The following is a 12,546-nucleotide window of genomic DNA, read 5'->3' on the forward strand; positions in this document are numbered from 1 at the left end:
GTACTGATAAAAAATCAGTACTTTCAGTGCATGGTGAAGGCCGAACTAAGCTATTCTATTATCAATGCATCAAAGTCGCTTCAATCTCTGCAAAAGTCTTGGCAACTTCCGTAAGTAGAATAGCAGTGCCTAACTGCTTTTCGATTTGTGTTAATGAAAAAATTCCGCATACCAATGGAGCACCCTCGGCATCTTCCTCTATTACCAAGGTATGCTGTCGACCAGCATCACGCAGACTCGCGATCACATGGCCAACTTTGGCATACTGCACTTCCTCGATGGGAATCGCTTCTAAGCAATCGAGTGGTGTCATGATATCCGAAACCAGAATCTCACCGTATTTCACGCGCCGCTCTTGGATGAAGCGCACGGGCTTATCCCCGAGAATATCGGAGGCAGTAATTACCCCCTGGAGAAGATGATCATCATTTAATACAAACAACGAGCGCACACTTCGTTGCATCATATATATATTGGCCAACTCCATGGTTGCATGTGGTTCGATTTCAGCAACATGAGTATGCCGCAAATCAGTCATAATTTCGAGCGCTGGCGATTCCATTGTTACAGATTTTGGTAGGGCCAGGTGAGCGATCCGAACAGTGCCTGTTAAGCGCTGCGCAGGAAGTATAGGGTATGCGAGCATGATAATATCCTCCTAGTTGGTGGATAAGTACGTGAAATTGAGAAGGATTAAAACTTCGGACTATCCTTGTCACCACTTTACGCTCATCAAAATGAAGGGTCAATATGGAATCTCTCCAGGAATAAAATAGCCAGGAGGCTTAAGGAGTTAATTCACCATATGACATGGTCTAATAGACCCGGATATTCCAGTTAGATGCAATCCACCTTCGCCTTGGTTCTGGATCAGTGATCGATAGCAGAAGCAGCCCGAAGCCTAGAAATTAATGCCAACATGCTCAGGCGATGGATCAAGGAATATCAGGTAGATGATGATGGGCAAGCATTCCGTGGCAATGGGAAACTGACGCCGGAACAAGAAGAAATCCGACGTCTGAAAGCACAGATCAGGCAACTCAAACTGGAGAGACCGATATTAAAGGAGGCAACGGTCTTCTTCGCGAAAGAAACGAAGTGAAATATTCGTTCATTACCCAAAAGAAGAAGACCTGCCCAGTTGGCTTAATGTGCCACCTATTGGGTGTGAGTCGTAGTGCTTACTACGATTACGATCTGCGCGCTGATAATCGTTCTGTAGAGCCGCATCATGAGGAAATGCTTGAGCTGGTTCGAAACATAGCCAAAGCCAGTGATTACACCTATGGCAGCCGCAGGACAAGAAAAGCGCTGAATGCATTGAGTTACCCGGTTGGCCGTTGGAAAGCCCGAATCCTGATGCGGGAAGCCGGAGTGCACGTAAAATATCGGAAGAAATATAAAGTAACAACCATTAGTAAACACAAACAACCGGTGTTTGAAAATAGATTGAACCGGCAGTTTGATGTTGCAAACCCGAATCAAGTCTATGTTAGCGATATAACGTACATCTGAACGCAGGAAGGCTGGTTGTATCTGGCAATTGTCATTGATTTGTTTTCTAGAAAGGTTGTTGGCTGGAGCATGAGCTCGAGGATGAAAGCAAGGTTGGTTTGTGATGCGTTGAAGATGGCCATCTGGCAGATGCCGACCGCAGGCTGGCTGATTGTGCATTCAGATCGCGGATCACAATATGCTAGTAAAGAATATCGGAGATTATTGAAATCTTATGGTTTTATCGGCAGCATGAGCCGTTTGGGTAACTTTGTTGGGACAATTCAGTCGCTGAAACCTTTTTTGGCAACCTTAAGCAAGAATAGTGCCAGTAGCAACACTACCAAACCCGCAGTGCGGCGCAGCAAGATGTATTGCAGTATATTGCTGTGTTTTATAACAGCCCTCGGCTGCATTCATACCCGGGATACAAAAGCCCCAATCAATATGAAACAGAGGCAGCAAAAATGATAAAAGTTACTTAACTGGGGTGCCCAGAATTAATTGACTTCGTCACTCGAAGTTTTTTTCCACTCATTCTGAGCGAGTACATCTGCTTTGGGATAACGCTTGTCAGGAGCCAATTTGCACCAGCCATGGCGGTACAGTAGGTGGGATGCGCAAGCTGAAACTGATCGGGCAAGAAAAAATCAGCGGGCAATTCAGGTTCGTTGCAACCATTTATAATTTGGCGCGCATTGGGAGCTTGACTGGTTGGTGGTCAGGTTCACACACATAAAGGTAGTACACCCAAAATCCGCCGAGAGTGTACGGATAAGGGTAAAAAATCAGGGGTTACAGAAAATTTGAGCAAAAGCTGCTCAAAAAACGAGCAACTTTAGAAAAAATATTTTCAAAAAACAATCGAAATACTTGCGGTCGTTTAAAAACATAGTTTCAGACCGAAAGTGCCGAGTTTTTCAATGGCCTGTTAAGCGCGCATCAAGTGCTTGCTTAATTTCGCTAACAATCAAAATACCTCCTGCTGATGCTTTTTCTATAAAGGGTGCTAGAAAAGCAACTTCTTCTTCACGTGAAAGATTCTCGCGCCGCCGTCCACCACGGGTAGACTTCCCTGTCTCACGCATGCCGCCATTGCGGATGAAACACATTCGAAGCTGGCACGCCCAGCCTACTGAAACACCTGTTGCTGTAGCTGTCTGCTTCATTGATCATCCAAATTCCAAAGGTAGCACTACAGCTTGCGCCTGTCTTAATTCCTCTATTGTTCTTGAATTAACCAGCAAATCCTTTGCTTATTTCAACACCTCTTTTCCACTCGCTACTCGTGCCATCACAATATTTCCTTTCATAAGTTACTTCTATTGTTTCACTTATGAAATAGAAATGGAATAATTTGCCTAAACTGTCGTCCAGAAAAGCCATCAAAGAATGGTGAGAATACCTCCCTCGCGTGCGCACGGATTGTATAGCCTCGCGCCGCGCCGTCATGCCATCCATAGCATGTCATTACCGTTAAGTCCAGATCCAGTATCAATCCATCAACGTGAAGATTGCTAAAAAAACAGCCATACAATCGACTCCATACCTACATGTTGGTGCCTTGATCAAACCTCCTGAATAATCGCTTGATTGCTTTTAAATTTTGGCCATTCGCTTAAAACCAAACAGCTTCTAAGGCCCCGGTGACACTCGACCTTTGCCGGAAGGTTGCTTCCAGTTAGTTTCCATAGAGATAGAGAGCATAGGTATTGAACAGATAGATCGATAGCAGGACCAGGCTGGTCCAGCCTATGGTTTTGAACAGTTGTTTCTTAGGTCGATAGAATAGACCAACGATAGCGATCCCGCTCATCATCATGGCTGACAAAGCCGATACCACATGAGACTGAGAGACATTGGAAAGCAGGAGGCCCGGCAAGTAAAAGAGGTCGTCAATAGCCAGGATGGCCATGTTGAACAGATTGCTGCCGAACAGGTTGCCCAGGGCCATGTCCAGCGCCCCTAGGCGCACGGCAGCTATTGACACCGCCGCTTCAGGCAAGGAGGTGGCAGTGGCCACGAACAGAGTACCGACAAAGCTCTCGCTCCAGCCCATGATCTCCGCCATATCCTTGCTCACGAAGGGCAGTCAGGTGCCGGCTGCTACTATTATAACGGCCGCCATGGCAAAGCCAGTCACCGCCTGTCTGAGGGTAAGGTGCTTGTAACGCTGGCTGGCCACGTCCGCCAATGGCAATCCCTGCATCTGCTCGTAACGGAATATGGTACGCATGGCCAAGGCATAAATGACCAGAATAATCGGCACATACAGCCCGACATGAGCGAACGACAGTTGCATGCCAGTTTGCGATAGCAGCAGGCTGATACCCACGAAACCAATGAGAATGACTCCGAAGCCCGCAGACAGAACATGTCCGATGTTGGCCCGGGTATAGACCGACTCTTCGCGATGAAGAAAGTCAAGGATAACGATGAACAACAAATTAAGCACGCAAGAACCCAACACATCGCCGGCAGCGATATCCGGCGTCTGAGCGACCGTGACCGAGCTGACTCCGCTAACAAGCTCCGGTAAGGAAGTAACCGAAGCTACCATTACTACCCCGATCCAGGATCGGGACAATCCCAGTTTCTCGCCAGTCATGTCACCGTAAAGGGACAGACGGTAACCAGCCACCGCGATCAGGATCAGACAGAGGGCAAATTTAAACCAGACCAGCATGACTAAGCACCATTGCACATAAGTATTATTCGGTAAAATACATTGATAAGAACGAAATAAGTCAGGAGCGCCAGTTCGCTCAGAATCACCGCAGCCATAAAATCAACGGTAGCAGTAAATCTGCTCGTGTAAAGGAAAAACACATACTTTTTTTCACTTAATACTTCATTTTGCATCCCCTTAGAATCTGAAATACCGTCACACAAACGCATAGGGATTATGCGCAAAAATACGGATATCACATGCACTCTGAATCAGAAGCATGCCAACGGCACAGCATTTGCTTTATTCAGGTCTGCAAACGACTCGATCAAGTCACTCAGCTTTAAAATCAATTAATACCGTTGCAACAATGAATAAGCAATTTTAGTCATTATCCGAATAAAAAACTGCTCTAGAATAACCATGAAAGGCGATCAGTAGCCATAACGACTCATCATTCGACAAGACTCTCTATATGAGTACTACCGATATACCTGAAGACCATGCTTTCCACGTTCTGAAAGCTGAAGACGTCTGCATGTTGCTGGAAGTTACCCCGGATCGTGGGCTGACATCCGAAGAAGTCGCACGTCGCCGCCAAAAATTTGGCAATAACGAAATCGTAGAGACGGCAGGGCACCCCTGGTGGCGCATACTGTTCGATCAATTCACCGATTTCATGATTCTCGTGCTGATCGCTGCAGCCATCGTATCTAGCGTAGTAGGCGAATTTACCGATGCAACTGCAATCCTTGTCATTCTCCTCCTCAATGCGCTGATTGGTTTCGCGCAGGAACTCCGCGCCGAACAAGCGGTGGCTGCCTTGAAGCGCATGGGACACGCAATGGTGCGGGTACGACGCGAAGAGATCGCTCACTTGCTAACTGCGGCAGAGCTTGTCCCCGGCGATATCGTATTACTGGAGGCTGGCAATATGGTGCCAGCAGATATTCGTCTACTGGAGGCGATAGATCTTGAGGTTGACGAAGCGGCACTCACGGGTGAGTCCGTACCAGTGAGCAAAACTATCGATTCCATGCAGGACAGAGACGCGATCCTGGCCGAGCAGCATAATATGCTGTTTCGCGGCACTCTTACCACACGCGGCCGGGCAATAGGAGTGGTGACAGCCACCGGAATGCTTACCGAGTTGGGTAAAATCGCAGCCATGCTTAGCAGCGAAACAGTCCAAAAAACCCCGCTACAAAGACGTCTTGCGGTGTTTGGCCGCAAGCTGGCGCTGTCGATATTAGCGATTTGCACGATTATCTTCGTGGCCGGCTTATTACGCGGCGAAGATGCCATATTGATGTTTTTGACCGCAATCAGCCTCGCCGTCGCGGCGATTCCCGAGGCGCTGCCGGCTGTCGTGACGATTGCGCTCGCGCTGGGCGCACGTCGTATGGTGCACCAGCATGCACTGATGCGGCGTTTACCCGCAGCGGAAACCTTGGGGTCGGTCACCTTTATTTGTTCCGACAAAACAGGAACATTAACCAGAAACATCATGCATGCGGAATTATTTTATGCGGCCGGTGCTGAATACCCCACGCTTCCCCTCCTTGCCGATACCCAATCCGAAGTTAAGCTGTTCACCCATGCGCTGGCGTTAAATCACGATGTGGAAAGAAATCTGGCCGGAAAACTGATCGGGGATCCGACCGAGATTGCACTGTTGCAGGCAGCACTCGATGCCGGCGTCGTCTATGAAGTGTTGAGCAAGGCATGGCCGCGCATCGCCGAGATTGCATTCGACTCGGACAGAAAGCGCATGACCACTTTTCACCAAAGCAACGAGCAGCTGCTTGCCATTACCAAAGGCGCACCGGAACAGGTATTGGAACAATGCACGAGTCATATCGCAGGGCAACTCGACCACGCTGTTATGCTTGACATTGCGAACCACTGGGCTTCGCGGGGCTATCGGGTCATTGCCTATGCTTATCGCGACTGGGCAGCGCTGCCGCAACACATCCATGCCAATAGCGTGGAACAAGGGCTGACATTTCTCGGCTTGGTGGGGTTAATGGATCCGCCACGTGACGAAGTGCCAGCAGCCGTACAGGAATGCTACCAAGCCGGAATTACACCCGTCATGATTACCGGCGACCATCCGGCGACTGCACGTGCGATCGCAGAGCGAATCGGCTTGGTGCATGAACACGCCGAGGTTATCACAGGAAAACAGCTCGAACACCTCACTGACGAGGAACTGGCCGATCACATAAAACACGTACAGATTTATGCACGTGTCTCACCGCAGCAAAAAATCCGCCTGGTACAACTATTACAGCAGCGTGGTGAATATGTCGCTATGACCGGGGATGGGGTGAATGATGCGCCGGCATTGAAAAAAGCCGATATTGGTGTCGCTATGGGTAAAAAAGGTACGGATGTCGCCCGTGAGGCCGCAGATATGGTGCTGATGGACGACAATTTTGCCACAATTGTGCACGCTATCCGCGAGGGGCGACGACTCTACGACAATGTTCGCAAGTTCATCAAGTATGCGATGAGCAGTAACTCGGGTGAAATATGGACATTATTTCTGGCACCGTTTCTCGACTTACCGATACCGTTACTCCCCATTCATATTTTGTGGATAAATCTGGTTACCGATGGTTTACCCGGTCTGGCATTGACTCAGGAGAAAGCAGAGCAAGGTATTATGCAGCGACCGCCGCGGCACCCGCAGGAAAGTATTGTTGCGCACGGTATGTGGCAGTACATTTTATGGATCGGATTGTTGATTGGTGCGTTGTCGTTGTTCACGCAAGCATGGGCCTTGCAAAATAACATCGAAAACTGGCAAACGATGATCTTCACCGTACTGACGTTTTCGCAGTTGGTTAATGTGCTGGCAATCCGCTCGGAGACACAATCATTATTTACAATGGGCTGGTCGACGAATCGAGCGCTGATTGGCGCAGTCTTGCTGACTGTCCTGTTACAGTTAAGTGTGATCTATATTCCCTTATTTAACGACATCTTTCATACCGCACCCTTATCAGCGGAAGAACTCCTATTCTGCTGCACGATGCCGTGGATCGTACTACTTGCTACCGAAATAGAAAAATGGCTGAGGCGCCGCGGCATCATTTATCGTAATTCCAATCGTTTCTGTCAGGCGGACATCAGAAAAAAAAGATAACTTCCTTTACTGATTTCTTTTATTTTTAATTGTGTTTCGCTAACGTTTAATTTCAAATCCCTTGAATGACTGGCGGGCGCGCTGGTAGGCCAGCGCCGCAAGTGCCAAATCCCCCAGGGCCAAGCCGCGAAAAATGAATGCGACCTTCTCATCGTCAGAGCAGCGTCCAGCGATATCACCATTAACCAAGCCTGTCAGATCTCCATTAACCAGCTCAGGATCAACCAGAGGTGTCGGCATCTGTGTTTCCTGCTCGAGATCATCAATGATAATGCGTTCGAACGCAGGCATACTGTCTTTTAGCCAGGATGCCGCTAAATCAACTGCTGTAACAAACGTACCGGGCTTCAACCAACGTGCATCAAGAAAAGGAACCAGCTCAGGCGAAAGCATGACGGTCGAAATTACCAGATCAGCATCACTCACCGCTTCCTGGGCACTCCTGCTGGCAACTGCCGACAGGCCCAGTTTTTCCGCCGCCTGACACAGTGCCTCTCGATTTACGCTTCCGCGACCGAACGCACGAATTTCTTTCAATGGAAACAGGGCAGAAAAAGCCTGCAAATGGCTGCGTGCCTGGACACCGCAACCGATAAATGCCGCAATCGAAGTATCAGACCTTGCCAGTCGCCTGGCTGCTACTGCACTCAGCCCTGCCGTACGCACTGCGGTGATCCAGTTACCATCCATGACAGCCAGCGGCAGGCCGGTATTGCTATCAAGGAGGGTAATCAATGAATTAATATCGGGCAGACCACGCTCCCGATTGTGCGAATTGAGAATAAGCGATTTCACCGCCAGGAAAGGGGGATCGTCCGCCGCAGATAGCGTTGCCATCATATATCTGCCATCCGGTGGCGTAATGACCGCCTTCGGCGCATTCCAGACCTGTGACTGTCTGCGTCTGCGCAAAAGGCGCTCAATACTTTCAATGGCATCCTCTATGGTGAGAGACAGGCTCTCAAGCGTCTTATGGGACAGATACAATAAGCTTTCCGGCGTTTCCATTTTCATTGCCTATTTTTGGTTACCTTGATCACTCCAGACAGTTGTTATGAAAAGCACATACCTATTTATAGGTGACCTAAAGCAAAGTTCTTATCATCAAAAATGACTCAGCGTCTGTGAAGAAATCATAGCGAGCACCCAGAGTGCAAGGCGCGCGGCGCGCAGTAGATTTATTCGCAGACTGTGCGTGTCCATCTCAAAATATCCGCCATTCCCATAGCACCTGCTTGACGCGCCACCTCGCGACCATGCTGAAACAGTATCAGCGTCGGGATACTGCGAATGCCAAACTGAGCGCCCAACAGCTGCTCAACCTCGGTGTTGACTTTAGCCAGACGCACTTTGGGCTCAAGTTGTGTCGCGGCCTGAGCGAATTGAGGCGCCATCATTTTGCAGGGACCGCACCAGGGCGCCCAGAAATCGACCAGCACCGGGATATCATTATGGCTAATATGTTTCTGAAATCTGGTCATCGTCAATTCCACGGGATGACCATTAAACAGTAACTGGTGACATTTGCCGCATTTCGGTCCTTCGCCCAACCGCCCGGAAGGAATACGATTGATAGCATCACACTGCGGGCAAACAATATGCATCGATTCACTCATGATATCTTCCCAATCAAAGGTTATTGTGAAATCACCTGTTAACCAGACTGCACCCTAAGCGGCATCTTACCTGACTTGCTCACTGCTGCGCGGAATAACGGGTCAGGGCGCCAATTTATAAAATCGTACCACATCCTCGAACATGGCATCGAGCGCGCCCTGATGCAAGTAAGGCATATGCCCGCCGTGGTAGACCTTGAGCTGAATATTATTGTGTATCAGTGGATCCAGCGCCATTTGTTTGATCAGGATCTCGGAGGCATAGTATGGCGTGACCAGATCGAAAATACCATGCACAATCTGAACTTGCATATCGGGATTCAGGTTCATGGCCTGTTTCAGATCTGAAACTGCCTCGACAAAGCCTTGCTGCCCGCGAATCCCGGATCGCCAATTCCATGATTCATAGACCTCCTCATTTAATAACACAAAGGGTATGCTGGTTTTAAAATTCAGGCGATTACGGACGTAGCTATTAAAAGCCGCCGTCATCGGTGCATTGAGACGATCGAGATAGAAATCACGACTGGCAAGCAGCGGTTCGGCCGGCTCCGGATCAATCAACGCAATCGATCCATCATACAAACTCAGCACACGGTGCTGGTCAGCGAGCAGCGCCTTGGCAAAGCGCGCGGGAGGAACACGCCCCACGCCACGCAGCAGGGTATCCTTCTCCAGTCCGATCAATCTGCTGGTTTGATCGAGCCAATCCTGCTTGAGCGTCCCCGCGGCCAGTCCGCCAAGATAGTTGGACAAGGCGGCACGCTCCACTTCCGCAAGCGAGGAACGGGGATCGTTCGCCTGGTAATTTGTCTGGTTACTGCGCTTATGGATTGCTGCGATCGCCGCGTAACTCGGCAATAAGGACACCCAAGGCCAAAGACTACGCTCATTGTCCCAGATAAAACTAAAATCCAGTACTGGCGAGATGAGGATCAGACCGCTTGGCGCAATGCCAAAATCGGATTGCAGCTGCCTGGACAGGCGCGCCACCCGGAATCCTCCATAGCTCTCACCGACCAAGTAAATAGGCGACAGCCAGCGATTTTCCTCAGTCAGATACGCACGAATAAAACGGGACAGAGAGGCCGTATCTTCCTTGACTCCCCAGACCTTGGACCGGGACGGTACGTCCCCGGAATGACCTGATTTCTGTTCTTTTTTATCGTTTTTTTGACTGTTTTTGCCATGCTTCACCTCATGGCTATAACCCGTTCCCACAGGATCAACGAAAACCAGATCAGTAAACACCAGCCAGCTTTTCGAGTTGTCCACGATGCGCGCCGGCATCGGCGGCACGGTACCATCTGCATTGAATACGACGCGCTGCGGTCCGAGCGCGCCGAGGTGGAGATACGCGGATGCGGCGCCGGGACCGCCATTAAACACAAAGGTCAACGGCCGAGGGCGCCCGCCCTGTCGTTCTACCTTGTATGCAATATAGAAAATCTGACCAATTGGTTTTGACTGTTTATCATAAGTCGTGATCGATGCAGCAGTCGCCGTATAGTCAAATTTTGCCTCACCCGCCTTAAAGGTATGCGAAGTAACCGAACGATTGGAAGCATCAAGCATGCCCGCTTCACCCAAAAGCTTGGATTGCACTTCAGCCTTCTCGGGCGCGCTCATTACGATCGTTACCTGCAACAAGCAGAACCAGGTTATAACGACTATCCATAAAAAACGTAAATCCAAATCAAACTTCTTCATCATCGTCATTTCCTTAGACAGATAATTTAACATCCCACCTGCCGCCATTTTTCTCGGCAGCTCATCCATCAAATCTTTAGCCAGAATATTTCATGAATTCGCGTGATGATCACGCAGGATTTTGATTAATAGGGAAGTTTTGAGAAGGAGGGGTGTAGTGATTCATACACCCGACTGAGCAAAATCTTTCTTATTAATCAAAAGACAAGTGAGGGCACGTGCCAATTTATGAAATATTCGGGTTAGCTTCATCCGGGAATATACGTTAGAATTTTAGCTCTCCACATGGCTCAAATTGGAATATTGTAGAAAGTATCCTGACGACAGTAAAAGCGTCCTCATTGTGACAAATAACAGAATACAGTTTTTGAAGAGAGCTTTCCTCAAATAAGGTAGATTTCTTTGTTGGAGAAAGTTCTTCTTAACGAGGAGTTGAAAATTATGACAACCATCTCGATTGCGATGTGCACCTACAACAGTGAGGCTCACTTACAAGAGCAATTGGACAGCGTCGCAAACCAAACGCGCCTACCAGATGAGCTCGTAATTTGTGATGACTGCTCCACTGATCGAACAGAAGATATCGTTCGGGCATTTGTAAACATAGCGCCATTTAAAGTCAACTTTAGTGTCAACGAGAAACGGCTAGGTTCAACGGCAAACTTCGAAAAAGCTATTTGCATGTGTCAAGGCGACATCATTGCTTTAGCCGATCATGATGATATCTGCTATCCTCAGTAGCTCGCGCGTATCGATCAGGCATTTGCGAAGGATCCGGTTTTTCCCGGTATGGTTTTTTGCGATGCGGATTTGATGGATGTTGAGGGACGACTCTTGAATGCCCGGATGTGGGAATACTTCGGCTTCGGACGAAGATTACAGGCTCGCATCAGACAGGGTTAGGCCTTTGATGTCTTGCTTCGCAAGCATGTAGTACCTGGCTGCACCATAGCCTTTCGCGCAAAGTACCGGGACCTGATCGTACCTTTTCCAGATATCAGTATCCATGATCGTTGGATAGCACTCTTAATCGCCGCAGTGGGTAGCGTGCACACTATTTCAGAACCACTTATCAAGTACCGTAGACATCCGACTCAGCAGGTGGGGGTTGCGTTAACCTCGGCGCCGCAGCTCTGCGGCGAATGTCTACGCTGGTCTTGCAAATCTCTATGAAGCTGCGGTCACGAGGCTCTCCGAAACGAATGGTTATCACGTAAACGAACACGTACTGCATAAACTCAGGGAAAAGATCTCTCACTTAAATGCACGCGCCACCTTACCTCATTCACTTTGGCATCGAACTCCAATGGTCTTGTCAGAGTTAGTAAAACTTCATTACTTCCGCTACTCCAATGGAATATACTGGAGTTGTCCCCTTTGAACGGACACATTATGTTCTCGTTAAAGGAGATGAAAGATGACTCAAAACTATAAACCTGCCTACCCGGTGGAGTTTCGCCAACAGATGGTGGAATTGGTTGCATTAGGCAGATGTCCTAAGCAGCTATCCAAGGAATTTGGCTGCCACTACACTTCGATCCAAGCATGGTGTCGTGCAACGGGTGTTCAATACCGGTCTAACCAGGTAACTGCCACGGTCTCGGTATCTAGTAGTGCTCCCTTGAATTCTAACGAACGGCAGGAGCTAATGGAATTGCGCAAAAAGCTCAAGCGTGTGGAGATGGAGCGTGACATATTGGCAAAGGCTACGGCCTGGTTTGCAAACAACAAAGACTGATTGGGAAGATACTCTCTCTTTTTGCAACCCATTTTTGAGAAAATCATGCTGCCTCCATGTTGAAGAACATACTGCCGTCAAAGGGTTGTTTGTTATGTAACATGCCATAAATGGCGTGCAATATTTTTCGCATGACTGCATATATTGCTTGAATTTTTTGCAACCCGCG

General features: G+C 48.7%; 11 protein-coding genes and 2 pseudogenes. 5 read left to right on the forward strand and 8 right to left on the reverse strand.

All coding sequences use genetic code 11. The features are described from left to right. Positions 1-61 precede the first annotated feature (61 nt). Positions 62-646, reverse strand: coding sequence for a CBS domain-containing protein (locus BLW34_RS11015; RefSeq protein WP_090579452.1), 585 nt, complete (start codon positions 644-646; stop codon positions 62-64). Positions 647-883: 237 nt separating this feature from the next. On the opposite strand from BLW34_RS11015, the pseudogene BLW34_RS11020 reads away from it, so the two are divergent. After that, positions 884-1,979, forward strand: a pseudogene (locus tag BLW34_RS11020) (IS3 family transposase); the annotation flags it as partial. 15 nt (positions 1,980-1,994) lie between these two features. Here BLW34_RS11020 and BLW34_RS11025 read toward each other — a convergent pair. Then, on the reverse strand, positions 1,995-2,078 hold the full coding sequence (locus tag BLW34_RS11025) for a hypothetical protein (RefSeq protein ID WP_256203755.1): 84 nt from the start codon (positions 2,076-2,078) through the stop codon (positions 1,995-1,997). Positions 2,079-2,098: 20 nt separating this feature from the next. Between BLW34_RS11025 and BLW34_RS17000 the strand changes: the two are divergent. Next, positions 2,099-2,233: pseudogene (locus BLW34_RS17000) on the forward strand (IS5/IS1182 family transposase); the annotation flags it as partial. A gap of 181 nt (positions 2,234-2,414) precedes the next feature. On the opposite strand, the gene BLW34_RS11030 reads toward BLW34_RS17000, so the two are convergent. The 3 genes from BLW34_RS11030 to BLW34_RS17010 form a co-directional block, all read right to left on the reverse strand. Beyond that, positions 2,415-2,663, reverse strand: coding sequence for a hypothetical protein (locus BLW34_RS11030; protein ID WP_090579458.1), 249 nt, complete (start codon positions 2,661-2,663; stop codon positions 2,415-2,417). Positions 2,664-3,175: 512 nt separating this feature from the next. Beyond that, positions 3,176-3,565, reverse strand: coding sequence for a sodium:calcium antiporter (locus BLW34_RS17005; RefSeq protein ID WP_256203753.1), 390 nt, complete (start codon positions 3,563-3,565; stop codon positions 3,176-3,178). A gap of 21 nt (positions 3,566-3,586) precedes the next feature. Next, entirely contained in the window at positions 3,587-4,180 is a 594-nt protein-coding gene (locus tag BLW34_RS17010) for a hypothetical protein (RefSeq protein ID WP_256203754.1), read from the reverse strand. Between the two features lie 457 nt (positions 4,181-4,637). Between BLW34_RS17010 and BLW34_RS11040 the strand changes: the two genes are divergently transcribed. Then, positions 4,638-7,313, forward strand: a complete 2,676-nt coding sequence (locus BLW34_RS11040; RefSeq protein ID WP_090579461.1) for a cation-translocating P-type ATPase — start codon at positions 4,638-4,640, stop codon at positions 7,311-7,313. 39 nt (positions 7,314-7,352) lie between these two features. Here BLW34_RS11040 and BLW34_RS11045 read toward each other — a convergent pair whose 3' ends face one another. The 3 genes from BLW34_RS11045 to BLW34_RS11055 form a co-directional block, all read right to left on the reverse strand. Then, positions 7,353-8,321 carry an ornithine cyclodeaminase family protein gene (locus tag BLW34_RS11045; RefSeq protein ID WP_090579473.1) on the reverse strand — a complete coding sequence of 323 codons (969 nt, stop codon included), beginning with the start codon at positions 8,319-8,321 and terminating at the stop codon, positions 7,353-7,355. Between the two features lie 170 nt (positions 8,322-8,491). After that, positions 8,492-8,929 (reverse strand): thioredoxin TrxC, encoded by a 438-nt coding sequence (trxC, locus tag BLW34_RS11050; protein WP_090544041.1) that lies wholly within the window; start codon positions 8,927-8,929, stop codon positions 8,492-8,494. Positions 8,930-9,031: 102 nt separating this feature from the next. After that, entirely contained in the window at positions 9,032-10,708 is a 1,677-nt protein-coding gene (locus BLW34_RS11055; RefSeq protein WP_090579464.1) for a S10 family peptidase, read from the reverse strand. Between the two features lie 372 nt (positions 10,709-11,080). Here BLW34_RS11055 and BLW34_RS11060 point away from each other — a divergent pair, with 372 nt between their 5' ends. Both BLW34_RS11060 and BLW34_RS11065 read left to right on the forward strand, forming a co-directional pair. Continuing rightward, positions 11,081-11,380: a glycosyltransferase gene (locus tag BLW34_RS11060; RefSeq protein WP_090579468.1), complete on the forward strand. Its 300-nt coding sequence runs from the start codon at positions 11,081-11,083 to the stop codon at positions 11,378-11,380. 676 nt (positions 11,381-12,056) lie between these two features. Then, entirely contained in the window at positions 12,057-12,377 is a 321-nt protein-coding gene (locus tag BLW34_RS11065; protein WP_090579470.1) for a hypothetical protein, read from the forward strand. Positions 12,378-12,546: the final 169 nt, after the last annotated feature.

Origin of the sequence: Nitrosomonas sp. Nm58 (assembly GCF_900107335.1) — a bacterium.
Lineage (GTDB): Bacteria > Pseudomonadota > Gammaproteobacteria > Burkholderiales > Nitrosomonadaceae > Nitrosomonas.

What these genes read in the sequence shown, in the direction of transcription:
- BLW34_RS11015 (WP_090579452.1), bottom strand. Translation starts at nt 646, where the DNA reads ATGCTCGCATACCCTATACTTCCTGCGCAGCGCTTAACAGGCACTGTT.
- BLW34_RS11045 (WP_090579473.1), bottom strand. Translation starts at nt 8,321, where the DNA reads ATGGAAACGCCGGAAAGCTTATTGTATCTGTCCCATAAGACGCTTGAG.
- BLW34_RS17005 (WP_256203753.1), bottom strand. Translation starts at nt 3,565, where the DNA reads ATGGCGGAGATCATGGGCTGGAGCGAGAGCTTTGTCGGTACTCTGTTC.
- BLW34_RS17010 (WP_256203754.1), bottom strand. Translation starts at nt 4,180, where the DNA reads ATGCTGGTCTGGTTTAAATTTGCCCTCTGTCTGATCCTGATCGCGGTG.
- trxC (WP_090544041.1), bottom strand. Translation starts at nt 8,929, where the DNA reads ATGAGTGAATCGATGCATATTGTTTGCCCGCAGTGTGATGCTATCAAT.
- BLW34_RS11060 (WP_090579468.1), top strand. Translation starts at nt 11,081, where the DNA reads ATGACAACCATCTCGATTGCGATGTGCACCTACAACAGTGAGGCTCAC.
- BLW34_RS11055 (WP_090579464.1), bottom strand. Translation starts at nt 10,708, where the DNA reads ATGGATGAGCTGCCGAGAAAAATGGCGGCAGGTGGGATGTTAAATTAT.
- BLW34_RS11065 (WP_090579470.1), top strand. Translation starts at nt 12,057, where the DNA reads ATGACTCAAAACTATAAACCTGCCTACCCGGTGGAGTTTCGCCAACAG.
- BLW34_RS11030 (WP_090579458.1), bottom strand. Translation starts at nt 2,663, where the DNA reads ATGAAGCAGACAGCTACAGCAACAGGTGTTTCAGTAGGCTGGGCGTGC.
- BLW34_RS11040 (WP_090579461.1), top strand. Translation starts at nt 4,638, where the DNA reads ATGAGTACTACCGATATACCTGAAGACCATGCTTTCCACGTTCTGAAA.